Source organism: Vibrio bivalvicida (assembly GCF_001399455.2).
GTDB lineage: Bacteria > Pseudomonadota > Gammaproteobacteria > Enterobacterales > Vibrionaceae > Vibrio > Vibrio bivalvicida.
On sequence record NZ_LLEI02000058.1, the window covers coordinates 1 to 2,951 of the forward strand.

General features: G+C 41.8%; 2 protein-coding genes. One reads left to right on the forward strand and one right to left on the reverse strand.

The genetic code is table 11. The features are described 5' to 3' along the window. Window positions 1–937 precede the first annotated feature (937 nt). Window positions 938–1,066, forward strand: a complete 129-nt coding sequence (locus tag APB76_RS23440) for a hypothetical protein (RefSeq protein ID WP_269085113.1) — start codon at window positions 938–940, stop codon at window positions 1,064–1,066. 203 nt (window positions 1,067–1,269) lie between these two features. On the opposite strand, the gene APB76_RS18110 is transcribed toward APB76_RS23440, so the two are convergent. After that, window positions 1,270–1,773, reverse strand: a complete 504-nt coding sequence (locus APB76_RS18110; protein WP_054963622.1) for a hypothetical protein — start codon at window positions 1,771–1,773, stop codon at window positions 1,270–1,272. Window positions 1,774–2,951: the final 1,178 nt, after the last annotated feature.

Genomic DNA, 2,951 nt, shown 5'->3' on the forward strand with positions numbered 1-2,951 from the left:
GAGGCTAAGTTGGAGGAGAAGGCTCAATGAGTATCAAAGCATTTAAGAGTGATTCGCAACGCTTGGCAGTTTCGCTTCGCTCAAGTATAGCCAAGCGCTGCTCACACCTTAATGCGGCGTTAGCTGGTATTAAAAGAAACCAAGGGCTCAAGTGTTCATGGATACGGGGCTCTAGCTTCACGCCTGATAGACCTTAGGTACAAACTATCTCGCCAGTGGCACTTTTCCACAAGTAATTGAATCAACCAAAGCCAGTTTACTGGAGTGGTGCGTTTGTTTAGTTCTTTGGTGTTGTTTCTCTGGTGTTGAAAAGTCACCATACCTATATCAGTTTCGTGAATTGGGCTGTCAGGTTTGTCTAAAGCATTCTTTGCCAAGCAAGTTTCATCAATTGTGTTTTGGTTGGTGAGCTGTCCAGTGTACATTTTTATTCGAAACCAATAATGCAATTCAAGTTGGCACTTTGGCGAGCAACGCAGCCTTTTTCGTAGCAGCTAACAAACTGCTTAAGACGGACTATCAACGCTCGGCAATTTTGGTTTTAGTCTGGTACATTGTTTACGGTGGCTAGCTTAAGTATCGTGGTTTGCGTTGCTAGCCACTTAGCAGGGCGTTAGCTAGTGTTTAAAGAAACTAAGGGCTTAAGTGCTCATGAATACTGAGCTCTAGCTTCACACTTGGTAGTCCCGAGGTGCAAGCTATCTCGCCAGTGGCACTGTTCGAAAAGTGGTTGAATCAACCAAAGTCAGTTTACTGGAGTGGTGCGTTTGTTTAGTTCTTTGGTGTGGTTTCTCTGGTGTTGAAACGTCGCTATATCTAGATCAGTTTCGTGAACTTGGCTGTTAGGTTTGTCTAAAGCATTCTTTGCCAAGCAAGTTTCATCAATTGTGTCGTGGTTATTGAACTGTCCAATTTACATTGTTATTTGAAAACAATAATGTATTTCAAATTAAGCGCTTGGGTGAAAATCTCAAACTTCTTCGTAGCATCTAACAAACTGCTCAAGACGGACTATCAACGCTCGGCGATTTTGGTTCTAGTCTGGTACAGTGTTTACGGTGGCTAGTTTAAGTATCGTGTTATGCGTTGCTAGCCACTTAGCAGGGCGTTAGGCTAATACTTAAATGTTAACATTTACGCTGTATTTAGGAAGAAGGATACGAATTAAGCTAATCGTTTCGATAGGTACTTGATAGTGTAAGCCCGTTTATTCACGAGCTTGCCTGCTTGTTAAGATTTAGCCTACAAGTACATATGCGTGAGCCTTCCTTACAAAACGGTTAATTGTGACTTAATTTGGTGAGCTCGTTCAATACACTCGTCGATAAGACTACGCCAATTGTTATCAGTGGTCTCTTTGGTGAGTTCTTCAGTTATCATTAAGCTTTGTTGAATCGACTTTTTTGACGTCTGGATGACAATATCTTTTGGAGTGCCTGAGCCTAAACTAAATAGGTCAAATTCAACCGACTCAACAAGAGCTTCAGCTAAACTAAACCTATTTTCAAAGGTGGGTTCAGCATTACAAATCTTTTGGTATGCATCGACGGTATTACATAGCATCCCGGCTACGCCCTGTAGCGAGACATATACTCCGAGCAAATCGATATTGTCAGGGTGTTTGGGAAGTAATTCATCAAGCATTTCCTCAACCCAGCTATCGTCAATATCATTTTCTAGGTATGCGTTAGCTTTTTGTACAAAAGCAGTTATGTAACCGGGGTTACTTTCTTTCATATCATCGAAGGCATATTTGTGATCTGCAGTAGACATAGAATCCCCTTAAAACTCTAACTCTTTGTTTTAGCCTGGCTTTTTCTACGGACGCAAGGTTCGCTGAAAATAGTTTATACATTTTATATTGAATTTTGCAAACTAAGAATCTGATTTGTTTGACAGTAAAGGCTCGCGTCATGTTGCACTTATAGATTTCGAGTCGGTTGAAATAATTCGCCTAACAAACTGCTTAAGACGGACTAACAACGCTCGGCAATTTTGGTTCTAGTTTGGTAAAGTGTTTACGGCGGCTAGTTTAAGTGTCGTGGTATGTGTTGTTAGCCACTTAGCAGGGCGTTAATAAGCTACTGTTAACGAATAGTTTTTTGAGGTATGTAGTCCTACATTGGCTGTAACTTTCTCCGCATAAACTCTCTTTCTCTAGCACGCTTCCAGTGCTGCAGTTTCTTTGGTGAAAATGCCATTTGAAATCATCGAAAGCGCTAATATGCCAACAACCATCTCCGCTCTCAAAGGTTCATCGTTGTGGCAATTAACTGTCCGTGACTTCAGTGGGTGGCCTGTTCTCTGTCACTTTGGTTTGGCTACTTGCTCAAAGTTGGTTTCTGAAAAGGACAGTGGGTCAGTAGCCAATAAAAATCTGGTTGGTTTGTACTGTTGAGTTCGGTGGGTTGTTTGGGTGTAGAGCGCGCGGAAAGTACTTTATTAACAAAGTGTTCAAGCTGGATTCTCAACGCTCGGCGGTTTTGGTTGCAAATTCCGGTGCAGTGATTAAAGTGGCTTTATTAAGTGTTGTGGTGCGTTGTTCACCACTTAACACAGCGTTAGCTAGTGTTTTAAGAAACTAAGGGCCTAAGTGCTCATGAATACTGAGCTCTAGCTTCACACTTGATAGCCCCAGTGAGTAAACTATCTCGCCAGTGGCACTGTTCGTTAAGTGGCTGAATCAATCAAAGTTAGCTTACTGGAGTGGTGTGTTTGTCTAGTTCTTTGTTGTGGTTTCTAGGGTGTTGAAACGTTTCCGCAGCTAAATCCGTTTCGCGCACTGGGCAGTTAGTTTCTTCGATAGCATTCTCTGGCAAGCATGCTTCATCAATTGTGTTTTGGTTATTGATCTGTCCAGTTTACATTGTCATTTGAAAACAATAATGTATTTTAGATTAGGCACTTGGGGGAAAAACTCAACCTTCTTCGTAGCAGCTAACAATCTGCTC

Excerpts from the sequence above, each read along its gene's own strand:
- APB76_RS23440 (WP_269085113.1), top strand. The coding sequence starts at position 938 with ATGTATTTCAAATTAAGCGCTTGGGTGAAAATCTCAAACTTCTTCGTA.
- APB76_RS18110 (WP_054963622.1), bottom strand. The coding sequence starts at position 1,773 with ATGTCTACTGCAGATCACAAATATGCCTTCGATGATATGAAAGAAAGT.